The organism is Indolivaga capnocytophagoides DSM 22835, assembly GCF_000426485.1.
Classification (GTDB): domain Bacteria; phylum Bacteroidota; class Bacteroidia; order Bacteroidales; family Dysgonomonadaceae; genus Dysgonomonas_A; species Dysgonomonas_A capnocytophagoides.
In genome coordinates this window covers 150,151-174,698 of record NZ_AUFL01000012.1, presented here as the reverse complement: position 1 = coordinate 174,698, position 24,548 = coordinate 150,151, and the positions used below count along the sequence as shown (strand labels likewise).

Below are 24,548 nucleotides of genomic sequence, written 5' to 3'. Positions count from 1 at the left end.
ACGATGTATCAGTAGCTTTTATACAAATTTTACTGCATTTCGCAGACACAACGTATATTCAATTTCATATATTTAGGAGAACTTCCCACTGATAAACTATTTCCTTGAAAATAAATCTGATAGTTTAAGTCATTGCCCGCAGGACTCGAAGACCAGATACTTCCCGATAATCCTTTATTTCTTATGGAACCGGACGTACTCATGACTCCATTAGCGGGAATCAGAAGTTGGCTTTTTCCGTCATCGCTTTTTATCTTGAAGTTCTTAGAGTCGTAGTCAAACTCTCCTTTCCCTGATTTTACAACTCTTTCTAATTTCTTAATTTCTTCGAGGGTTGGAAGTCTCCATCCGTAGGGACAAGGATCGGCTTCTGGATAACTGAAAAATGAACTGTCCGCATCATTATTACCTGAGATTTTGACATTAACCGGAGCCCACCAAATACCGCCTACCTGAACACCAACAGTGTCTTTTCCTGTGTTATCCGTATATATAATTGAGCTTAGAGAGTTTACTAACGTTGAGTTTTGGGTATTCTGTGCGATTAATTTTGGTAGTTCAGTATTAAAAGATAATAGAATAAGTAGAACGGATAATTTAGTTGTCATTTTTCAGGTTTTAAGTATCTATGGTAGATTTGTATCTTACGAAAGTACTTATTATTCTAGAAAAATATCTATTCTATATTTTGTGATTATTTGTGCGTTGGTTTGTAACGGTATTGTAATAATCAGATGTGGATATGTCAATCTAACGTCTTTTTGATTGATTGACAGATGTCTATTAATTCTGGAGTCATGCGATATTTAATGCCGGAATAAAAAATGCTGATCATATCATATCAGCATTTTTTACATATAATAACATTTTTAAAGGATCTGAACATATTGATTTTCTAGTAGAACCTTTATTTCTTATGACTATACAACCAAGGAATAAGGTCGGTACTCTTGAATACATTTTCCCAACTTCCATGATTTACCCCCGGATATTCGGTATACTTAACCTCATTTCCTGCAGATTTCAACTGATTGTACATATCCTGAGAAAATTGAACAGGGACTATACTATCATCAGAACCATGAAAAATCCATAAGGCTGTATTTTTAGTACTATGCAAGATCTTACTGACATCACCTCCACCGCATATTGCAAATGCCGCAGCAAATGTTTCCGGCATACGCCACAAGAGTTCGTATGTACCCATACCTCCCATCGAAAGACCTCCGACATAAACTTGTTTAGTATTCACTTTTCCCGACGACAACCAACTGTTTATCACGCCTACGAGTGTTTCCATTGCGGGTGTCGGCTGATTTGATAAACCAAATCTAAAAGATGTTTGCCCTGCAATGACACTCTTTTCAACATTGGCCCAATAACTGGATTCAGGACACTGAGGTACTATAACTATAGCTGGATATGCCGATTGAAAGTTATTGATAAGGAAATCTTTTCCGTGTGTAAGTTGTTTCTCATTATCATTTCCTCTTTCGCCTGCTCCATGCAGAAATACAAGTAACGGATATTGTTTCGATGCATCATAATCTTTCGGAAACATCACCTGATAGGGCAGGGTATACCCGTTGATCATATATGATGCAGGTTGGAATTGAGCATATCCGCCCAACGTGCAGATAAAGAGTAATAGTATTGTAATTTTTGATTTCATAAAATATGATGAATAATTAAACAATAAAGGTCTTAATCCTTTTAAAGAGCTTCCGCCGTAGTCCATGTCGAAGTACCATTTTCGTTAATGGCTTCTATCGCAAAGTAGTAAGACTTGGTTCTGTCCATTCCCTTGTAATAATATTCATTGGTGTCATAAACCATCACTGAACTATAAAGTTTATCAGGTTCTATACCAATATAAATATTGTAAGCATATGCATTGTCTACAGGTTTCCATTTGAGCCATCCGCTTCGTTTATCGGTTTCGGTGCGGAGAACAATAAGTTGTTCCACCGGCTGAGGTTTCTCACCTTGTCCCAAGCCGAATACACGGAAACCCGATATAGCGAATTTACCGGTAGGCATATGTATATTTTCGAGTTTGAGGTAGCGGGCTTTTACAGGTTTATCCAGTTCTACATAATCATGAGGTACATCTTTCGTATTCTTACTCTTGTCGATAAGTACTTTCCAAGACTTTCCATCCAACGAATAATAGACTACATATTTATGATTTTTATCGCTTGTTTTACCCATGAACTCAACATCTTGATCAGCGTAATTGATTTGTATCGCATGAACAGTTGAAAGGTCTCCGAGATCCGAAATCAGCCATTCTCCTTTATCGGCAGTTTTTGCCGACCAATAGGTTTTGATGTTTTCGTCAACGATGTTATTTGCATTGAATGTTCCTAAAGTAGACGAAACCTGTACCGGTTTGTTGTAATTAAGCATCATCCATCCTGTAAACTGACTTTTCAGGTGGTCGGCTTTTCCATTGGGCAGATAATGTGGGTAGTCTCCGAAAGCTGTATTGCAATACATATTATCTTCAGCATCGAATCCGGCAGGCCATAGTCCGATTCTGCGTTCAAAATTATTCTTCGTATTGATAACCATAGTCGAAGTATGCCAATAGTTACCCCAGTTGTCCTGAAAGGTTGCTCCGTGTCCGGCTCCACGAATGAAACCTCCGGCTTTCATACTTAAAGGTAATGACGCATGCTCAAAGTATCCGAGAGGCTCACTGCTTACAGCATATCCATCCGCATAATGGCTGAATTCTGTTCCCGGACCACCCCATTGAAGGTAATACTTTCCGTTATGTTTGGTCATCCATGCACCCTCCATAAATGGTTTCAGGAAAGTGTTATCCATATATTCACCAAAACGATGCCATCCGATGCGTTCGTCGTCGGTAAGTAACATTTCTTTTCGTGTGCCTATTGGTTGAAATGTTTTTCTATCCAACTCAATTCCATACAGCGGATATACATTGCTGCTGCCGTTGTACATATAAAGGCGGTTGTCGTCATCAACAAAAAATGCCGGATCCCATCCTCCGATATCGAAGTGTTCAACAGCTTTTTCCCATTTATTATTTTTAGGATCGGTACTGGTCCATATCGGAAATATACGAGAGTAAGTAGAGCCGAATACACACAGAGTATCTCCTTGTACCCATGCTGCAGGTGCGCAAAGGTCGTCCCACTTGTTCGGAGTCTTTTCTATCGCTTCTTCTGTGAGAAAAGGACGGGATACAAAGTGCCAATCAGATAGATCACTGCTCCACCAATATCCGCTCTGATTGGTTCCGAAGAGATAATAATCTCCTTTAAAGTTTACAATAACCGGATCGGCAGATGTTCGGTGTTTTCCCCATGTTGTGAAATTGGGAATAGGACAATATCCATAATCTACATTTACGGGATTGCAATATGTTTTTTGTTGGGCAAAAGACGAGAAACTCATCATAAGACCTAACGAAAGTAGTGTATGTTTTATCAGTTTCATTGAGTATCGTTTTTTTTTTGAAAAGGTTACAAAATCAGTGATCAGTTAACAGTTAGCAAGTTTAATCGGTATCGAAAAGGTAACAAAAGTAACTCCTTTTATGTATGCTCTTCAGATGTTTTCTTTTGTCCCTCTATCCCCAAAAGGGGATTTTGCTGTCGCCGAAGAAAGCCCTTTCAGTGATTTGGGATGCAATCCGAAAAGGTAACAAAGGTTACACTGAATTTACATTTTTCGGATGACACCTTATTACCTGCTAATCTTATTTTGGTAATGGTAACAGGTCCGTCCCTTTGCTTATAGATAAAAATGGAAAGAACTCCGGAAATCTTATCTCTGAATTATTTTATGTGCACATTCATATAATAACCAAATTAAGTAACAGAAAGTATTTAATGACACATTTAAAGCGATAACCGGCGTTTGCCGTTATGCTTGCAATGCCAACAAATAGGTCTGAGACCTAAGTGAAGATTCCGGAGTTCTGACACTCTTTCTAACCACGAAACATTTTTAAGGTCGCAGACCTCTTTTTCTTATTTTAGATAAGGACTTTCAAAACCTAATTTGTTTAGCCCTTTCTGAACATCGGGGTGACTCATAAATAGTTTCCATAATAACTGAGTCCTATAATTTTCGATCATTACGGCAATAGGTCCTTGGTCAATTGCCAGATAGCGTTTAGGATACCAATTATCGGTTTCGCTGTACGCATCGTAAAATCCGTATTTACCTAAGGTTTTGTCTTTCATATTATACAGATATCTCATTACCTGCATAGACTCTTTAGGTGTATATACGATAGATGATAATGCTGCGGTAGGAGAGATAACTCCATGGTCGTCATTTTCGTTAGGAGAATGGGCTGCATATCCTTTGACTGAATAGCTGGCGGTAAGTCCCCAACTGTTTTCGCCGTAATTTTTATATCCTTTCGGATTGCGGATACAGTATGCACGATTGACCAATGTGTAATTTTTCATTTCATCGAAATAATTTGCATATTTGTCTTGCAGGCCGTTCGGATCTAAGCCTAAGAACGAATAATGTGCCCAGAATAGAGGACCGGCTTGTGTTCCCTGATAACGAAGGTTGAGGTTAATACCTTCAACTGTGTGAGGAGATACGATTGCTCCTTTTTCCGCCCATCCTTCAGTATACACTTCTGCCGGAACACCATGCGTAGGAGATGCTGCAGCAAGTATATACATGATAAGACATTCATTGTACCCTCTTACAGGGAAGTTCATTTCCCATGCGTATTCGGGGCTCCAATGCCAGTAGAGAACGTTCTGTCCATTGCGGTACCAGTCCCATTCAACTCCTTTCCACAATTTATCAATACGTTCGGCTAATGCTTTTTCTGAGTCCGAACCATTTACATAATATTGATGAACAGCTAATAGTCCTTGTATCAGGAATGCTGTTTCTACGAGGTCTCCACCATTATCTTTCGTACCGAATGGTTTTACTTTTCCTGTTTCGCCATACCACCAGTGAGGAAATGCTCCGTGGAATTTATCGGCTTTCTCAAGGAATGTCACTATTTTATCCATTCTCTTCAGTCCGTCTTCACGAGATACATAACCTCGGTCTATTCCGGCAAGTACAGCCATAATACCGAAGCCGCTCCCTCCTGAGGTTACAATATCGGGAGTATCTGTCCCGATGTATTCTCCATCGACATGGTAACGTTCGCGAGCCAGACCGCTGGTAGGCTCTGCTCCATCCCAGAAATAATTGAAAGTACGGTGTTGTACACTGTCTAATAATGCTTCATCGGTAAGTTCTACTTTTGTAGAATCTTCACTGCCTCCATCCTGACCGCTGTTGCTTTTGCATGACCAGCTGCCTGATGCAATTAAGGCTATCGAAAAGATTGATATTACTATTTTTTTCATATGCTGCAAACTGATAAAACAAAAAGGAATTGTCGAACCGTCAAACAGTTGGACAATCCCTTTCGTCTGTATTAGTAAAATATTTATGATATGATTATTGAATCATAATGGATTTACTAAGGAGATCAAAAAGGTCTCAAACCTGTTAGTTTAACGTAAAACGGGCTGTCTTCACATCTTTGCTGTCTCCTCCGATCATAACGTCGAAGTCTCCGGGTTCGAATACATACTGAAGATCATAGTTGTAGAATTTCAATAATTCGGGAGATATCTTAAAGCTGACGGTTTTCGATTCTCCTGCTTTTAATGAGATTTTCTCAAAGCCTTTCAATTCTTTAACAGGACGAGTTACGCTTCCAACAATGTCTCTGATGTATAATTGTACAACTTCTTTACCTTCTACTTTACCGGTATTGGTAACAGTGACACTGGCTGTAATTTCGCCGTTCTCATTTAAATTAGCAGAGCTTAGTGTTATATCGCTGTACGAAAATTGAGTGTAGCTCAGTCCGTATCCGAATGGATAAAGAGGTTCGTTGCTAACATCAAGATAGTTGCTGCGGAATTTTTCGAACCATTTACCTTCACCCAATGGGCGTCCTGTATTTTTGTGGTTGTAGAAAAGAGGTATTTGACCTACATTCTGAGGGAATGTTGCTGGAAGTTTACCCGAAGGATTTGCATCACCGAATAATACATCTGCGATTGCAGGAGCTGCCATGCTGCCACCGAACCATACGTTAAGGATGGCTGGTACATTAGCTTGTTCCCAGCTAAGAGTCATCGGACGACCTGCGAATAGAACCAATACAACAGGTTTTCCTGTTTTTAGAAGTTCTGCAAGTAATTCTTGTTGAACATCGGGGATATTCAGGTTGGTACGGCTGCTTGATTCTCCACTGAATTCAGATGATTCTCCAAGAGCGGCAACAATTACATCCGATTGCTTAGCTGCATCAAGAGCTTCTTTCAAGAGTTCCTCTTTAGTACGGTTGTCTCTACCTAAACCACGTCCGAACATGGTCGCATGTTCTTCCAGTTTAGCATCAGCTACAAGGTTACTGCCTTTTGCATAGATAACTTTACCGTTTTTACCAAGAGCATCTGTAATGCTTTGTACAACAGTAGGAGCTTTGTCTAAAGGAACAGCAACACTCCATGTTCCGGCCATATTAACTGCCGATTTGGCAAGAGGCCCTACAACGGCAACAGTTCCTTGTTTTTTAAGAGGTAAAGTATTATTTGCATTCTTTAAAAGAACATAACTCTCAGCTGCAATTTTACGGGCTTCTGCTAAATTCTGAGGTGTGTATATTTCAGTTTTAGCTCTTTTTGAATCCATAAATTTATATGGATCTTTGAATAAGCCTAATTTGTATTTTGCCTCAAGTATACGACGGCATGCTTTATCAATATCAGCTTGATTAACTTTACCTTCTTTCAGTGATTTTGGTAAAGTCGAAAGTAAACCTTCGCTTACCATATCCATATCGATACCGGCTTTCAGTGCACGTGCAGATACTTCTTGCAGGTCGCCGATACCGTGATCGATCATTTCGCTGATACCTGTATAATCGGTTACAACAAATCCATCGAATCCCCATTGCTTGCGCAATACATCGTCCATTAACCATTTGTTGGCAGTAGCAGGAACTCCATCCACTTCATTGAAAGAAGCCATAACACTACCTACACCTGCTTCAACGGCAGCTTTGTATGGGTACATGTACTCATTGAACATACGCATGCGGCTCATGTCGGTAGTATTGTAATCGCGTCCGGCTTCGGCAGCTCCGTACAGAGCATAGTGTTTTACACATGCCATGATGTGTTTGTTGTCAGAATATGTATTGTCACCCTGATAACCTTTTATCATTGCCTTTGCTATTTGTCCGCCTAAGAACGGATCTTCGCCATTACCTTCCGAAACACGTCCCCAACGAGGATCTCTTGATACATCTACCATCGGGCTGAATGTCCAGAATATTCCGTCGGCACTAGCTTCTATTGCAGCGATACGAGCCGATCTTTCGATAGCCTGCATATCCCAAGTGGCAGCAAGTCCGAGAGGAATAGGAAATCCGGTTTCGTATCCGTGAATAACGTCCATACCGAAAATCAAAGGAATTTTCAGGCGGCTTTCTTCTACAGCTACGCGCTGTACTTCTCTGATCTTATCAACGCCTTTGATGTTAAATAGTCCACCGACTAATCCATTCTTTATTTTGCCCGCGATATCACTACTCTTCGCTTGTCCGGTTGTGATGTCACCTGCACTGGGAAGGTTTAGCTGACCTAGTTTTTCATCTAAGGTCATTTTGCTCATCAAGTTGTCAATAAAGCGGTTCATCTCAGCATCCTGAGTCGCTTTATTCTGAGCTGAAAGGCTCAGGCTTAACAAACAAAAAGCACCAAAAAATAAATTTCTCATAATTCTAAGTTATATCATTGAGTGTGAAATAAACAAGGGCTTTCGAGAAGCCCTTGTTGTACTGTTAAAAAATTACCAATTCGGGTTTTGCCCCATATCCGGGGTCTGTATTAACTGGTCGTTTGGTATCGGGAATAAGTTATGTTTTCCGTCAACATAAGGTTTACCTGCTGCACGCATAGCAACTCCTGCTTGGCCTGTACGATTTAGATCAAACCAGCGATCATGTTCCATTGCTAGTTCGAGACGACGTTCATGCCAGATGATCTCTCTCAACTTAGTCTGATCAGTTTCTGTTATATTGGCTAGTTTAGCTCTTTTCCTGACTTGGTTTAGAGCATCCAATGCTTCAGATGTTTTACCTAACTCATTGGCAGCTTCAGCTTTGATTAATAATACCTCTGCATAGCGAAGGTACATGATGCTTTTATCATTCCATGCGCTACCTGGAGCCGAGCTTGAATAAGCCTTATAATTGTACATAGCGTTTTCTGTATTACCAACTTCTCTGCCATCCCAAAGTGTTCCGTTGCGGAAAATAATAGTTGCATTTCTGCGAACCATATCTCCTGATGTATTGTAGTCATTTAATAAACTTTCAGAGGGAGTATTGAAACCCCATCCCCATCCGTTACCACCACGGGCACCTTGAGTTTGAGAATATTGTTGTATACCTTGAGCTACAGAACCGTCATCAGAAGCTTTAGCTTGAAATTCGAATATCGACTCTTTGCTGTTATGATAAGCAGCCTTCCAGATATCTATATAATTATCAAGTAAACCATATTCACCAGAGTTGATAACTTTATTGGCATAATCATATGCATTTTGGTAATCTTTTTGATAAAGATATACTTTAGCTAGAAGTCCTTGCGCAGAACCTTGTGTTGCACGACCTATATCTTTAGAAGCGTATTTGCTTACTACCGGTAGATTGGTTTCAGCATATTGAAGATCTGCTTTGATGTATGAATATACAGAATCTGTCGATGCACGAGCTACCAAATCATATTCTTGAATAGGCACAGCTCCCCAACCTCTAACTAAGAAGAAATAGTTTAAAGCTCTAAGAAAACGAGCTTCTGCTATATAACGAGCTTCTAAAGTTTTATCAGTAAGTCCTGCTTGTTGAGTAAATTCGATAGACTGAGTTGCAGCACCGATCGTTTTATACCATTTGCTCCACATTGCAAGGAAAGATCCGGCAGATGATGTATATGTGAGATTGTCTAAGATCTCTTTATCTCCACCTGCATCTGTTGACGAACTACCTTTATCAGCATTATCAGAAATGATTTCTGTAATACCTAAATAAGAGAATGCATAATCCCAAGAATTAAATTGTCCGTATACTCCGGTTAAGACTTTCTCGGGAGTATATACCTCATTATCATTTTGCTCTACGTTCTCTTTTGATTCTTCATCCAAGAAGTTGCTACAACTTGTAGCAAAGAAAAGCAGAGATAAAATTGATAAAATACCTATATATTTCTTTTTCATGATTGCTTATAAGTTTAATTATAGACTAAAATTAGAATGATAGATTAACACCTACTAAAAAGTTTCGAGTTGTAGGATATGCTGAAAGCTCGATTCCTGCAGTCCGATTTGGTAAGTTTGCATCAGTTGATCCACCTCCTACAATTTCAGGAGTAAAACCTGAATAGCCTGTGAACATGAATGGGTTTTGTGCAGTGAAGTATGTTCTTAGTCTAGATCCTTTAAATACCAAGTCATTGAATGTATAGCCAAATGTAATATTATTTATACGGAAGTAGCTACCTGATTCAAGGAAGTATGTAGAAGCTTTAGCTTCACGTAAAGCTCCAGGATTTGAATTTGTAGATCCTTCACCTGTCCATCTGTTTTTGAATGTATCGTAGGTGATATTTTCACCACCATCAATACGTCCATGTTTTAGTCCATTATAAATTTTATTACCTGAAACACCATAGCCATCAATACTGAAGTCCATGTTTTTGTATTCTAGCCCTAGATGGATACCATAAGTTGAAGAAGGAATATATGATCCAGCATAGATTTTATCGCTATCATCTATTTTTCCATCGTTATTTTGATCTTTGTACTTTAAGTATCCCGGACGAGGAGTTCCTAAAACAGCTTCGCCATTAGCATTAGCAGCATCTATCTCTGCTTGGCTTTGCCATACTCCATCTGCTTGATACATCCACCATCCGTAGATAGGTTTGTTTTCCATCAAGCGTTTTGTGATTTCGCCATCGCTCAAGCTACCGCCAGTATCACCTGCATATGTAGCTTTTACATCTTTCACTTGGTTTTTGTTATATGCATAATTTACGCTGATATCATAAGTAATACCCATTGGTAATTTATCTCTCCATCCAAGATTAAGTTCTATACCTCGGTTATTTACTTTTGCTCCATGATCATAGAATTTGTCAGAATAAGGTGAAGTATATACCGGAGTTACATATAATATAGTATTGGTATTGGTCTTATCATAAAAATCAAAACCTCCAGAAAGTCTATTGTCTAGCATAGTGAAATCAAAACCAACACCCCATTCTCTTGTTATTTCCCAAGAAAGGTTTTTAGCGGGAGTTCCAAACATTGCTCCTTGATAATATCCGGGAACATCTCCAAATGAATAATTACCTTCATGGCTACCAGGATATGTAATCATTGTTGATACATTCAAAGGCACATCTTGATTACCTAGTTTACCCCATGTTGCACGTATTTTCATATAATCTAAAATCTTAAAATCTTTCATGAAATCTTCTTCAGTGATAGTCCATCCAAGACCGAATGAAGGGAATGTACCCCAATAATTTCCCGAAGATTTGAACGTACTAGATCCATCTCTACGTACAGTCGCAGATACATAGTATTTGTGATTGTAATTGTATTGCACACGAGCAAAATAAGATGCTAATGAACGAGCAGTATAATCGTATTGGTCTATTACTTTAGTATAAGAATCATCTGCATGATTCATACTCCAGTATTGATTCTTTTCAGGAACATCATATCCTGTTAATGACGAATAGCTGCCAATCCCAGTTCTTTCTCTTGATAGACCTGCTACAGCTTCAATATTATGTCCACCGAAGTTTTTATTGAATGTAATATAACCTTCCCACATCCATCTGTATGTGTCAGAGTTTGTAAGATTTAAAGAGTTATCAGCATATTCAATAACACCAGGATTCGCAGTTTTATAGCCTTCAAATTGGTCTTCCGTTCTGTTTACACCACCCGTATTAAGCCAAGCATTTTTTATATTGGTAAATAATCTGTTTTTGTAGAAATATTTAGTTGCACCGAATCGTGAGTTAACTTTTAAATAATCTGTAAGTTTAAATTCACCTTCGATACCTCCTTGAATAGTTAAGGTTTTGGCTCTTTCAGCAGAGTTATTGATTGTTAATAATGGGTTGCCAATACTATTTAGTTTACCGTCACTGCCATCTCCTTCATTAGCCCACATAACACCTGTAGATTTGCTAGCATATGGTAAACCATAGCGACCATTAGCATAATGTGTTGCTACAAGAGGTGATTGTCGGTATGCCTCGTTGAATGCTCCATATGATTTTGGATTTTCATTAGCAAATGAGATATTGATGTTTTGAGAAAATTTCAAGCGATCATTGTAGAATTTATACACGTTGTTATTACGTATTGTAGAACGTTGATAGCCTTGTCCATCTAACATCCCTTTTTCGTTATAATAGTTATAACTGAAAAAGTAATCTACTGTTTGACCACCTCCCGATAGAGATACAGTGTTATTGTTAAAGAACCCAGTATTGAGTAACTCGTCATACCAATCGGTATTGAAGGGCTGTTGACTAGCATCAGCTAATTGGTAAGTAGTTGTAGAACCATATTGTTTCAACATATTCTGGTTCTCGTTAAAATAAGTAATGTATTGAGATGCATTAGCCATTTTAACTTTGTTCAATGTCGTTTTAATACCGGCATAAGAATCTACTGTTATTTTAGCAGAGCCTGTTTGACCTTTTTTAGTTGTGATTAATACTACACCGTTAGCTGCACGTACCCCATAAATAGAAGCCGAAGATGCATCTTTCAAGATGTCCATACTTACGATATCTGCAGAACTGATACTTTTGATATCATCAACAGGAAATCCATCTACAATATACAATGGGTTACGTCCACCTAAGGCTGTTCCAAGACCACGTATAACAATTGTCGGACTTGATCCCGGAGCATCAGATGCTGTAATATTCACACCAGCGACTTTACCTTGTACTGATTGAACTGCATTAAGAGCTGGTTGTTTAAGGATATCTTTAGAAGATACGCTTCCGATTGATCCTGTTAAGTCTGCTTTTTTAGCAGTACCGTAACCGATTACTACAGTTTCAGATAAAACGTGTGTGTCGTCTTCTAATGTTACATTGATTGTTGTTTGTGTTCCGACTGTTACAGCCAGAGTTTTCATTCCTAAGAATGTGAATTCCAAAGCATCCGAAGATTTTGCATTAATAGAGAATTTTCCATCAATGTCAGTAATCGTTCCTGTTGTCGTTCCCTTGATAACAACACTTACTCCCGGAAGAGGCTCTTTCATCGCGTCGGTAACCGTTCCCGTTACTACTTTTGTCTGTGCAAAAGTTCCGAAAACACCAACAGAAAAAGTCAAGAAAAGAAAAAGAAAAAACTTTTTCCAAACACCTGTCATAGGTATCGATTTGTTTTCTTTCATGGTTTTTGTCTGATTTACTAGTTTGTTAATTGAAAAAGCTTGAATCTTTATTTCAAAATAGAACTAGAATTAATTTTTACTATTATTGATTTATTTAAACAGTAAAAACCCATTTTGATATTAGATTCACAACAAATGTAAAAGAGTGTGCCCTTTCTCTTAAATAAATACATTCACAAGAAGCTCATGAGGTCTGTTATTTAACAAAATACAGACCTCATTATTTCCTCTCATTATATGTTATTTGATTGTAAATCAGTATATTTTAAAATTGAAAAAAGAAGTCGCTTAAGTGCTGATTCTGTGGAATGTCCAGTTTTTTTCTTAGCCTCGATCTGTTGTTTTCTACTGCTCTTACCGATATATTCATTAAAGATGCGATCTCTTTAGAATCCAGATTTAGCTTAAGACAAGCGCACAACTTGAGGTCATTAGGGGTAAGCTGAGGGTAGCTTTCTTTCAGCTTCTTGAAGAAGTTGGTGTGCTTTTGTTCAAATTTGATTAGAAACATTTTCCAGTCCTCTTCCGCATCAAGGTCATTATTTAGTGCTGTTGATATTTTCTGATATAATGGTTGTAGAGTTCTGTTATTTTGCTTCCTGAAAAATTCTTCAATTTCGTTTTTGATGCCTGTTATAGTTTCATTACGTTGGATGATGGATGAAGTCTGTGTTAACAGTTCGGCATTTTTTTCGTTTACCTCCTGTTGCAGCTTTTCATTCATGATGCTCAATCGGCGGGCTTCTATTATCCGTAATTTTTTGATATGTATCTTCTTGTATCTATATTGTATATACTTAGTTATTGAAGCAAACAAAAGAATTACAAGCAGTATATATATCAATAGAGCCCAATTTGATTGATACCAGATAGGGAGTACTTCGAATTCGTAAGTGATTTCCGGAGATGTTTTGCCATATCGGTCAACCGTTCTTAACATGAATATATATTTTCCGCGAGCCAATCGCTCGAACGAGATGCTGTTATCTTTTTTATCCATTGTTTTCCAGCCATCGGAAAGTCCGAGTAATTGATATTGGAAGGTAATATTCTTACTGAATGCTCCATGTACTGCGAACTGAAATGATATAGTATTGTGCGAATATTTAATTTTAGGATTTTCTTTATCCAGATAGATAATGTGATTATCAGAGTTCGATATTTTTATAGACTTAATATAAGGTTCAGTAACTTCTTCAACTTTCTGAGTTAAGAAATTAGAGCATAACAAAAATCCTTTATCAAGGCATATAAGGCTCAGGCTATCATTTAATGAAACAATATTCTCGTAATTATCGACAAGAGACAGATTTCTGTATCCGATATCTATTATAGAAGAAATATTAGCATTCTGTTCGTTATATTTTACATTGTAAATAAGCTTATCTCCTATAATCCAAAAATTATCGGGAGAGATATTAATCACATTTTTGAGATTCGATATCCCGATAAAGGCTTTGTTTAAGGTCGGTTCCGATACAATCTTACCATTGATGTCATTGTAGGTGTAAAATTTATCATTTCCAAGGAAAGCGATACGTCCTCCGACTTTAAACATTTTGAGATTATAGGGTATAGTATCGTTGGTGTCGGTGCCAATATATTCAAGAATAGGGGTTCTTGACAGGTTATCATAGGTACGACCTCTGTATACGCCTTTATTCATGTGTTGAAGCCAAATGTTTCCGGCATGGTCATTTTCTACTTTATTAATAGGCTCGGTCAGTCCTTCGACTTGTTCCAGTTGGTGAGTATCCATATTTACAATCATCAATCCGATATATGTACCCAGCAAAAGATGGTTTGAGTCTGCTCTGGTTATCGTAAATACTCCGGTATGTATCGGGTAGGGATAAGAAGTATTCAGGTTTTCATCTATAATATAAATTCCCTGATTGTGTCCGCAATATAGTTTATTGTTAATAACGGATAAGTACCACACCTGACCTTCGGTTTGAGGTATAAATCTGAACTTTCTGATAGCATTCATGCTTTGGAGTTCATTCTGATCGATGTAATATACCCCTTGGTTTGTTCCGATAAATAATTTGTTATTATAAATAGCAGCAGAATAGACTGCGCCTATTTTGCCTGCAGGGTCAGTAAAACAGCTGATACCATTGATATAAGCAATACATGAAACTCCACGATCCAAACCTGCCCATATATTATTCGAGCTGTCTTCGTATAACGACAATACAGTATTGTTGTTGAGATAGCTGTCTGTGTCGAAATGATTGATAATTTTTCCGGATGGCGATAATTCGTATATTCCGCTTAAGATGGTTCCGAAGAAATAGTTGCCCGATTTGCTGTATATTCCGCAATTGATATTACTGTTTTTTAGCTCATCGACGGTATTCCAAGGTTGAAATGTTTTACCATCGTAGATGTATATCCCCATTGTAGAGGTAGTTATTATATACTTCTTGTCTTTTGATGGTAATACAGATTTGACTTCAGTCTTTGAGAAGATTTCGCTCCCCGGTATTTTTTCATAGTTGTTTTTGTTTACACGAAAGAGGCTACCTCCCATTTCCTGTATCCAAAGCTCGTTATATACTTTGTTGAGTAACAATATATTCTTTTTTACCGGTAGTTTATATACTTTCTCTAGATCGTATATATATATTGCATTGAATGACTGGAAATAAATAGTACGGTCTTTTTCCCATATTCTCCATATATCATCATTATGCATAGACCCTGCCGGTAGTTTTGAACTTAGAGAATGATACTGAAGCTTGCCGCTTATATCCCTGTTCCATACACCGAATTCTTCGTATCCACCTGTAAATATCAGACTGTTGGATGCCGCATATACAGCTCTGATGAGTTCATTCTTCGAAGTTTTATAGAGCATCCATTCTATTCCATCGAATTCGAGCAAGCCCAGATCGTTTCCGATATATAAAATGCCTTTGTCGTCTTCAGATATCGACCAGTTTTTATTTCCGGCATTATAATCGGAACGGTTGAAACTTATAATGTTCGGGTTGTTGGCAAAAGTGTTGGCGCACAGTAGCGTGAATATGAAAACGGATAAAACACTGTATATGTTAGAGAATTTCATGAGATGTATTTAGTGGTATAGAATAATAAAACTCAATTCAGGTATAAATTGTTCTTATATAACAAGAAAGCGATTTTATAGCAGATGATAAATCTTAATGTTCAAAAAGATGGGTATTTGCTAATAAAATTAAGCAAGACCTTAAGATATAGAAAAAATACATTAATTTTACATTTTGAAAATATTAATGCATGATACATTATTCTGCGGCTACAAATATAAGCGATATTTTGGCCCATTTTCGAGTTTCGACAGAAGATCTACAAAAAGTATTGAACGAAGCCTTATCTAAAGGCGGTGACTATGCCGACCTATTCTTTGAACATACCATAAATAGTAATATCGCTCTCCGTGACGGAGAAGTGAACAGAGCATCCTCTAATATCGATTATGGAGTAGGAGTACGTGTGGTAGTCGGAGATCAGACCGGATATGCTTACGTTGAGAATACTACCTTGAAAGATATGCTTAGGGCGGCACAAACAGCGGCAGGCATAGCCCACTTGCAGAAAGACAGCCCTTCGGTAAAAATAGATAATAAAGAATTTAAGAATTATTATAAGATTCAAAAATCGTGGGAAGAAGTATCTGTTGAAGACAAAAAGGGCTTCATCGAAAAACTCAATACCCGAATTTTTGAACTGGATAAACGGGTTGTAAAAACCTCGGTAAGCCTATCTAATTCTACATCATATATCCTCTTCTTTAATTCCGAAGGTGTTTTGTCATGGGATTATCGACCTATGGCTATTATGTATGGAAGCTGTACGATGGAGCAGGGTGGCAAGATCGAAAGTGGCTCTGCATCACGGGCTTTCCGAAAAGGGTTTGAATTTGTAAATGACGAGCTGATAGAAACTTTGGCTCAAGAAGCTGTGACTCAAACATCATTGATGTTTCAGGCTATTAAACCCAAAGGTGGTGAGATGCCGGTGGTTATGGGAGCAGGTAGTTCCGGTATATTATTGCACGAAGCTATCGGACATGCTTTCGAAGCTGATTTTAACAGAAAGAACGTCTCTATATTTTCCGACTTGTTAGGTAAAAAGATCTGTAATGCTGATATCAATGTTGTTGATGACGGAACTGTTGAATTTGCCCGTGGATCGATCAATTTTGATGATGAGGGTATTGAAAGCCAGCGGACATATATAGTCTGTGAGGGGGTGCTGGAAAGTTATCTGCACGACCGTATAAGTGCCGGCTATTATAATGTGAAACCAACCGGAAACGGACGCAGGCAATCGTTCAGATATGCTCCTATGCCCCGTATGCGTGTGACATATATGGAATCCGGAACTTCGAGGGAAGAAGACATGATCGCACAGGTAAAGCAGGGAGTGTATGTCGATAATTTCAGTAATGGGCAAGTTCAGATTGGTGCAGGAGATTTTACGTTCTTTGTAAAGACCGGTTATCTTATTGAGAATGGAAAACTGACTCAGCCAATAAAAGATATCAATATAATAGGTAACGGCCCCAAAGCTTTAGGCGACATTACAATGGTGGGCAATAATCTGAAGGTAGATGAAAGTGCCTGGACTTGCGGAAAAGACGGACAGAGTGTTCCTGTGGGGCAGGGATTGCCGTCGGTATTAATTAGTAAATTGACAGTTGGAGGAGAGTAAATCCTCCTGCTTTTTTTTATATGCCATATTTGGATCTGATACTAAGTATATATTTATATAATTAATTATTATTTTTAATAAAGCCGTGAAAAAAATCATTTTGTCTTTCTTTGTCCTGCTTTCCTCAATAGGAATGTATTCTCAGGAAATTCAGTTGCACTTCGATCCCCGTCATGCCTTGCACAGTGACGTTGCCCCTCGCAATTATTTTACAGCAACATTTCAAATGTTCAAACCTGACAAGTGGGGTTCTACTTTTGCTTTCGTTGATTTAGACTTTAATCAAAGCCGTGGAAATATAGGGCTTGCTTATATGGAAATCTACAGAAACTTTAAAATAGGAAACTCGCCTATTATGCCTCACCTCGAATATAATGGAGGAACAGCCCGAGGAGGAAATAACTCCGGATTCTCCATTCCGAACGCTTATCTGGCAGGAGCTTCTTTTGTCCATTCATTCGGTAAGATCAATATTGAAACTTATCTGGCTTATAAATACAATGCTTTTAATAAAGTGAGCAACGATGTCCAATGGACAGGTATCTGGAATGCTAACTTCTGCAATGATAAATTGACTGTGACCGGATTTATAGATGTCTGGACAGAAAACAAAAACCGTGATAAGAGCGGAGGTAAAAAGAAAGTGATCTTGTTGACCGAACCTCAGTTTTGGTACAATGTAGACAAGCATCTTGCCTTCGGTAGTGAGATAGAGATCTCTAATAATTTCTATTCAAACTATGATAATAAATTGTATATATGTCCTACCATTGCCGGAAAATGGACATTCTAAGGATATATAATTTTGATAATTTGTTTATTTCTAAAAACTTACTGTTACTAAATAACCATCATGTTTGAGAAAATATTTAAACTAAAAGAGAATAATACTACAGTCCGTAAGGAAATCGTGGCAGGTATCATTACATTTCTTACAATGTCATATATCCTTATTGTGAATCCTAATATATTAAGTACAACAGGGATGGATAAAGGTGCTTTATTTACTGCCACAGCATTGGCTACTATTTTGGCAACCTTATTTATGGCATTTTTTACCAACCTGCCTGTGGCACAAGCTCCGGGTATGGGATTGAATACTTTCTTTGCTTTTACCGTGGTACTTACAATGGGGTATAAATGGGAGTTTGCTCTAACTGCGGTATTTATAGAGGGTATTATATTTATATTACTTACTTTTTTTAATGTGCGCGAGCTTATAGTAAAAAGTTTGCCGCGAGTGCTGAAAGAGGCTATACCTGTCGGTATCGGACTATTCATAACACTTATCGGTCTGAAAAGTGCGGGTATAGTAGTTGGTAATGATGCCACACTTCTGGCCATTGGCGATTTTTCTACGGAACATGTCTGGATTGCATTATTAGGGCTTTTGGTTACAGGGGTTCTTCTTGCTCTCAACGTAAATGGCGCTATACTTATAGGTATCCTTGCTTCTGCAGGTTTTGGTGTGATTTTGGGTGAAGTACATCTGCCTGAGGGTAGTTGGGTAAGTCTGCCTCCTTCTATAGCTCCTATATTTATGAAATTCGATTGGGCTGATGTGTTCACCTTCGATATGGTTATTGTGGTCTTTACCTTCTTATTTGTAAACTTGTTCGACACGGTAGGAACTCTTATCGGAGTGGTATCTAAAGCCGGATTTACAGATGAAGATGGAAATTTTCCTCAGATAAAAAAAGCTTTATTTGCTGATGCATTAGGTACTACCTTTGGAGCTATGTTAGGTACTAGTACAATAACATCATATGTCGAAAGTGCCTCGGGTGTAGCTGCCGGAGGTAGAACCGGACTAACATCTGTAAGTACTGCCGGTATGTTTGTATTGGCTTTGTTTTTAGCTCCTATGTTTTCGATGATTCCTGCCTCAGCAACAGCCCCTGCGTTGATAATCGTAGGTCTGTTTATGTTTACCGCAGTAGCAAAGATCAATTTTAATGATATGACCGAAGCGATACCTGCATTTATTACTCTCATATTTATGCCATTTACGTATAGTATTGCTCAGGGTATAGTGTTCGGTATTATAAGCTATTGTCTGTTGAAAATATTCACAGGACGTTTCAAAGATATTACTGTTACGGTATATGTAATGACTGCTTTATTTTTGGTAAAATTGGTATTGGATTCGATCCATATTTTTCAGAAATAAGGTCTCAGACCTATTTATAAAACACTCCACAGCGAAAATTCTTACGATATAATGAAATTAATATCAGATAACAATAAAGATATAGCCCAATGGGCAATGGATACAGCTCTGAAAAACGGTTGCTCGGCAGCTCGGGTATCGGTAACTGTATCAACAAACAGTTCGTTTGAATATAGGAATACTCAATTGGATAAACTGCACCAGAGTTCCGAAAATAAGCTGTATCTGGAATTGTATGTCGATGGCAGATATGGAACATTTTCAACTAACCGTTTGGATAAAGACGAGTTGAATGGTTTCATACAAGAGGCCGTTGCATCTACCCGGTTTCTTGCTGCTGATACATTTCGTCAGTTACCTGATGTTGCGAGGTATTACAAGAGAAAGAGTTCGGATGATCTGAGATTGTTCGACAACTCTTTCTTTGATTATACTGTTGAGCAAAAATTGGCATTGGCTCAGTCTACTGTTGAGGAGATAATAGGAACTGATCCTCGGATTGTATCGGTAGTCGGCAGTTATGACGATGGATGCGGAGCGGAATATATGATCGCTAGCAATGGTTTCGAAGGAGAGATACAGGATTCTGTTTTCAGTCTGACCGCCGAAGTTGCATTGAAAACGGATGGAGATGCCCGTCCCGAATCATATTGGTATGACAGCAAGCTGTTTTGGCAGGATCTGGAGAAATCGGGTATTGCCCGAAAAGCCATGCAAAGGGCTCTGCAAAAGATCGGACAAACGAAGATCAAATCAGGACGCTATAATATGCTGCTCGATAATACAATCTCATCGAGGGTATTATCTCCCCTCGTTTCAGCTATGTACGGAAGTGCACTTCAGCAGAAGAACTCCTTTTTGTTAAACAAGCTGGGTACGAAGATTACTTCAGATAAACTGATATTAAAAGACAATCCACACATGCCATGCACATTCGGTTCTCGCTGGTATGATGGTGAAGGTATCGCTACTTTTGATCAGATCCTGATCGATAAAGGCGTTTTGAATACCTACTTTATTGATACTTACAACAGCGGTAAGCTAAACATGAAACCGACTGTTGCATCTCCTTCTGTATTGACATTGGATCATGGAGCACATGACTGGAATCAGCTGATGAGAATAATGAATAACGGTATTTGGGTTACCGGCTTTAATGGTGGAAATACAAATTCTACAACCGGTGATTTCTCTTTCGGAGTAGAAGGTTTCCTTATCGAAAACGGGAGCTTGTCCAAACCGCTCAGTGAAATGAATATTACAGGTAATATTCTCGATCTGTGGTCTAATCTGGTTGAGGTTGGAAACGATCCGCTATCAAATAATTCATCACGTCAGATACCCTCCTTGCTGTTTGAGAATGTCAGCTTTAGCGGACTGTAATAAAATAAAGAACGGTAATATTTTATGTGTTACCGTTCTTATTTCCTAAATTATCATTTTTTCTTCTTCTTTTTCTTCAACCAAAGGATAAGTCCTGTTATGGGTAGACTTGCAACGATAAGACTCGTTAAAAACACGATGATTCTGCCTGGTAATCCGGCTATGGCTCCCACATGAATATCGTAAGTCATACGGTAGAATTTGTCACCAGCATCCGAATCTTCGTATTTGATGCCATACAATCCTCCACCCTCGAGTTCTTTTAACGATGTCTGATCAAAGAATCTGAAATGGCGTTTGTAGTATGTCTCGTTATTATCCGCCGGATTGAAGCATACTCTGAAAGCATCCGCTTTTTTTGCCGGAAAATCAAACATAAATGATCCTTCTTTTCCGATTGGATATTCCGCTGCCATTTTCTGCCAGAGTCTTTCACTTTGATTGGAGTCTGTGGCAATCAGGGTAGTATCTGATTCTGCAGCTTTCCATTCGTTGAACTCTTTTCCCCCAGATATTACGGCGTAATATGATTTGGAGAACCATTCGAAACTCCATGTCAGTCCTGTAAGAGCAATAGCCAAGGCTACAAGTGCGGCATAAAAACCGAGTACATTGTGCAGATCATATACAAAACGAAACGAGTCACTCTTTCGCTTTATAGTCAATCTGGGCTTCAAAGCTTTCTTACTCCATCTTTTAGGAATCCATAATACGATACCTGTTATAGTAACGATAACGAATACCAGAATACCCCATCCCACAATCTGATGTCCTATCGGATAGGGTAGCCATAAGCTGCGGTGTCCAGCAAGAACGATTCTGAAAAAATCATCATTCAAGGCTTGTTGAGTAATATAGGCACCATCATAAGGGTTCAGCAGAAGTATGGTATATCCGTTTTCATAATGGTTGTAAGCGACCATGGCGGCTTTGTCCTTTTTTCCGTATGTAACCCCGTAAATAGCATTGCTGCTATCTGCCTGACTTACGTATACATAGGTTTTAGCTTTATCTCTAAGCTGGTCGGGGGATAAGAACGGCTTGCTTTGTTCTTCCACATACAGTCCGGGCTGAAATACTCCCCGTATTTCTTCCTGAAAAGCATAGATGCAACCGGTTATAGCAACAATAAATACGATAATACCCGAAATAAGCCCAAGCCAAAGATGGAGGTAATAACTTATTCGTCGGAATGAGAGTTTTGCCATTTTCTAGTTTCTTAAAATTTTCAGAAATTATACGTAATATTGAATTTGTAATTGACCGGAGATTCTGTCTGCCAGTAATATGCAGCTGTTTTACCGATAGTATATGGAGTACCCGAGTACAGATATTTATCAAATACATTATTAATAAAGAGATTTACCGCCAGCTTTCCATTTGTCCATCCTGCACCTGCGTCTACTCTGAAATAATCGGGCAACTCTTGTACATCTCCCACATTGGCAGCCCACCATGATGTGCGGTCTATCATAGAAGTGCATCCTGCCTGAACACTGAAACCTCTAAGGACAGGAGTCTGAAATTTATACACGAGATTGGCATTGATAGTATGTTTGGCTCCACCCGGAAGACTACTGCCTTTTTCGTATTCAGAAGAACTTTTGGTCACTTCCGATTCATTGTAAGCATAGTTTGCTACAATGTTCAATCCCTGAAAGATTTCTCCTTGTACATCAAATTCGATACCTTGGTCACGTGTTTGACCTACTTCAACAACGTAAGGTTCGCCGGCTGCATTATTCGGGTCTGATGCCAATAGGTTATTTTTGATGATCCGGTATACAGATAATGTTGTATTTAGTTTTCCACCAAACCATAGTTTTTTGGCTCCTACTTCCATATTGTTTCCGGTAATAGGTTTGATTCCCTTACCATCTCTGCGGACACCGTTCTGGGGAACGAAAGTTTTGTCGTATAGTGCATATACCGATGAATTTTCGTCAAACGAATAGCTTAGTCCTACACGGGGAGTGAATTGTCTCTTACTTATAATAGTACCGTACGAATTACTCTTTACATATGTGTATCTTCCGGCAAGGGTCAGTCTCAGCTTTTCATCCAGAAATCCCAGTTCATCCTGAACATATGCACTAGTGTAAGTTTCTGTAATTTGAGGACCTCCCGAACGCTCTTTTATGCTTTTGCTGCGGTCGAATTCCGGATAACCTAATACAGGTTTTCCATTATTCGGGTTGTATATGTTGAATGAGCCTATTGTATCCAGAGGAACTGATTGAGACCAGTCAGCCCAATATTCTTTATTACCCGTATCAAGCCCTGCAAGAATACGGTGTCTTACTGTTCCGGTATTGAATTTACCATTTACAAAGACCTGTCCGAACTTCATTTGATTGACAGCATCCCATATAGAAGCGGTACGTCGAACATATCCTGCATCATTAATGGAGTCGATCCACATAGAACTACCTTTCTGGTTGTAGCTGAAGTAAGCACCTTGTGCTGTAAGTTTCCAGTTCGGGTCGAAATTGTGTTGCAGATTAACGATAAAGGTGTGGTCGTCTATTTTAGTTGGTTCCATCCCTGAAGCCAGAGGAGTGAAATTACGAGCAAGAGATTCATATCCTTTTGTAGAGAAACTGTAATAAGATCCTACATTAGACATTTCTACATGTTGTAATGTATATTGTGCAGTAAGCCGTGTATTGTCATCTACAACATAAGTAATAACCGGAGCAATGCTATATCGGTTGTTGTATTCGTTCTTACGGAATGAGTTCTTCATTTGTCCCATCAGGTTCAAACGGTAAAGTAATTTCCCTTTTTGATCTAGTTTTCCGTCCAAGTCTACACTGGCTCTGTACAAGTCGTAACTTCCGAAAGTAAGAGATGCTTGTCCCTTGGTTTGTCCCGAAGGCTTTTTGGTTACAACATTGTATATTCCGGTAGGGTCTCCGTTCGACATCATAAATCCGGCAGGACCTTTTACAAATTCAACCGATTCAACAAAGCTTAAATCTTCAGTCAAAGGTCCCCAAGTGGATGTAATATTCATTCCCTCGCGAAAAGCAGCTGCACGTCCGCCTCTCACATTGATACGTGTATATAGGTCGCCCCAATGTTCCTGACGGGTTGCCCCGCTCACATTGCGCACTATCCCGTCACTCATACTAAGTATCTGTTGGCTTGCTATGATTGAACTGCTCACTACCTGTATATTCTGAGGAACTTCAACCAATGGTTCATCCAATCGAATGCTGTTAGCCGGATATTTAGTAACATAGCTGTTAGCGGAAGCCGATACGACTACTTCGCTAAGAGACTGGCTGGATGATTCCAGTGTGATTAGACCAAGATCGATTGTTTCGTCATCTACGGTCAGCGAAATGTTTTTTGATTCGTAATTAATAAGGCTGGCAATCAGCGTATATTGTCCGGGTTTTACATTTCGGAGAGTAAAGGCTCCATTACTGTTGGTGGTCGTTCCCTGATTCGTTCCATCAATTCTTATTGTCACATATTCGAGGTTGTGACCTGCATTATTTCTTATGATTCCTTTTATATTTCCTGCGATAGAGTTTGCAGCTATCAGTAAAAAGAATAATCCTGTGAGTAAAAATGATTTCATCTTTTGTAATAAGTATAGTAAGTATTTAATAATGTATTAAACAAAGTGATAACCTCCTGCAGTTGATATGACTGGGGAGTCAATAAACAGATTTGATACCTTAATGAAAAATCATGTAAATTAATTCTAATATAGTAGAATTTGCAATCGCATATAGTTGTGATATTACAGGTAAAAAATCACTA

General features: G+C 38.6%; 14 protein-coding genes. 4 read left to right on the top strand and 10 right to left on the bottom strand.

The features are described 5' to 3' along the window. Positions 1-29: 29 nt before the first annotated feature. The 8 genes from K322_RS0107465 to K322_RS0107430 all read right to left on the bottom strand — a co-directional run bounded on the left by K322_RS0107465 (position 30) and on the right by K322_RS0107430 (position 15,593). The gene (locus K322_RS0107465) at positions 30-608 is read right to left on the bottom strand and encodes an FISUMP domain-containing protein (RefSeq protein WP_026626329.1); all 579 of its coding nucleotides are present in this window, start codon (positions 606-608) and stop codon (positions 30-32) included. Positions 609-907: 299 nt separating this feature from the next. Then, positions 908-1,672 carry a carboxylesterase family protein gene (locus tag K322_RS0107460; RefSeq protein WP_026626328.1) on the bottom strand — a complete coding sequence of 255 codons (765 nt, stop codon included), beginning with the start codon at positions 1,670-1,672 and terminating at the stop codon, positions 908-910. Between the two features lie 41 nt (positions 1,673-1,713). Continuing rightward, on the bottom strand, positions 1,714-3,468 hold the full coding sequence (locus tag K322_RS0107455) for a family 43 glycosylhydrolase (protein WP_185095085.1): 1,755 nt from the start codon (positions 3,466-3,468) through the stop codon (positions 1,714-1,716). A gap of 536 nt (positions 3,469-4,004) precedes the next feature. Beyond that, positions 4,005-5,369: a glucoamylase family protein gene (locus K322_RS0107450; protein ID WP_026626326.1), complete on the bottom strand. Its 1,365-nt coding sequence runs from the start codon at positions 5,367-5,369 to the stop codon at positions 4,005-4,007. A gap of 145 nt (positions 5,370-5,514) precedes the next feature. Further along, positions 5,515-7,800 (bottom strand): beta-glucosidase BglX, encoded by a 2,286-nt coding sequence (gene bglX / locus K322_RS0107445; protein ID WP_026626325.1) that lies wholly within the window; start codon positions 7,798-7,800, stop codon positions 5,515-5,517. A 72-nt stretch (positions 7,801-7,872) separates the two neighbouring features. Continuing rightward, on the bottom strand, positions 7,873-9,300 hold the full coding sequence (locus tag K322_RS0107440; RefSeq protein WP_026626324.1) for a RagB/SusD family nutrient uptake outer membrane protein: 1,428 nt from the start codon (positions 9,298-9,300) through the stop codon (positions 7,873-7,875). A gap of 31 nt (positions 9,301-9,331) precedes the next feature. After that, positions 9,332-12,520 carry a SusC/RagA family TonB-linked outer membrane protein gene (locus tag K322_RS0107435; RefSeq protein ID WP_260203413.1) on the bottom strand — a complete coding sequence of 1,063 codons (3,189 nt, stop codon included), beginning with the start codon at positions 12,518-12,520 and terminating at the stop codon, positions 9,332-9,334. 265 nt (positions 12,521-12,785) lie between these two features. Next, a complete protein-coding gene (locus tag K322_RS0107430; RefSeq protein WP_026626322.1) occupies positions 12,786-15,593 on the bottom strand; it encodes a triple tyrosine motif-containing protein in 2,808 nt (935 codons plus the stop codon). A 191-nt stretch (positions 15,594-15,784) separates the two neighbouring features. Between K322_RS0107430 and K322_RS0107425 the strand changes: the two genes are divergently transcribed. The 4 genes from K322_RS0107425 to K322_RS0107410 all read left to right on the top strand — a co-directional run bounded on the left by K322_RS0107425 (position 15,785) and on the right by K322_RS0107410 (position 20,774). Further along, complete coding sequence (locus tag K322_RS0107425; protein WP_026626321.1) at positions 15,785-17,221, top strand: TldD/PmbA family protein; 1,437 nt, start codon at positions 15,785-15,787, stop codon at positions 17,219-17,221. Between the two features lie 85 nt (positions 17,222-17,306). Continuing rightward, positions 17,307-18,014, top strand: a complete 708-nt coding sequence (locus K322_RS0107420; protein WP_026626320.1) for a DUF5020 family protein — start codon at positions 17,307-17,309, stop codon at positions 18,012-18,014. A gap of 60 nt (positions 18,015-18,074) precedes the next feature. Then, the gene (locus tag K322_RS0107415) at positions 18,075-19,391 is read left to right on the top strand and encodes an NCS2 family permease (protein ID WP_026626319.1); all 1,317 of its coding nucleotides are present in this window, start codon (positions 18,075-18,077) and stop codon (positions 19,389-19,391) included. A gap of 51 nt (positions 19,392-19,442) precedes the next feature. Further along, positions 19,443-20,774 (top strand): TldD/PmbA family protein, encoded by a 1,332-nt coding sequence (locus tag K322_RS0107410; protein ID WP_035331618.1) that lies wholly within the window; start codon positions 19,443-19,445, stop codon positions 20,772-20,774. A 53-nt stretch (positions 20,775-20,827) separates the two neighbouring features. On the opposite strand, the gene K322_RS0107405 is transcribed toward K322_RS0107410, so the two are convergent. Continuing rightward, entirely contained in the window at positions 20,828-21,982 is a 1,155-nt protein-coding gene (locus K322_RS0107405; RefSeq protein WP_026626317.1) for a PepSY-associated TM helix domain-containing protein, read from the bottom strand. Positions 21,983-22,002: 20 nt separating this feature from the next. Next, the gene (locus tag K322_RS0107400; RefSeq protein ID WP_026626316.1) at positions 22,003-24,363 is read right to left on the bottom strand and encodes a TonB-dependent siderophore receptor; all 2,361 of its coding nucleotides are present in this window, start codon (positions 24,361-24,363) and stop codon (positions 22,003-22,005) included. Positions 24,364-24,548: the final 185 nt, after the last annotated feature.